This window comes from Psychrobacter sp. CAL346-MNA-CIBAN-0220 (genome assembly GCF_040309805.1).
GTDB lineage: Bacteria > Pseudomonadota > Gammaproteobacteria > Pseudomonadales > Moraxellaceae > Psychrobacter.
The window spans coordinates 1-234 of the sequence record NZ_JBEOPF010000762.1 but is presented as its reverse complement, the minus strand read 5'-3'; the positions used below and the strand labels follow the sequence as shown (position 1 = coordinate 234).

The 234-nt window shown below is 44.4% G+C and carries 1 protein-coding gene; it reads right to left on the bottom strand.

All coding sequences use genetic code 11. The annotated features are described in order from the left end of the window. Positions 1 to 234 (bottom strand): hypothetical protein (locus AAEY88_RS15585; RefSeq protein WP_350563853.1); only part of this gene is annotated, 234 nt, incomplete at both ends.

Genomic DNA, 234 nt, shown 5'->3' with positions numbered 1-234 from the left:
ACGCTAGGCTGAGCAAGCATGGTATTACTAAGCAGATCACAGCTTGTTTGCCACAGCATTTGTTGCTCTGCTGTTAGTTCACAATCAATGAAGTCATGCATTAACCACTGGCTGAATATGCCAAGCTCAACAGCTATAAACTTTTTATCATAAGCTTGCATAGCAGCGGCTGCAGGTGTTTTTGCCCACTGTACGCTCAGCTTAATTAATTGCTGGTAATACTCGGTGCGGTGC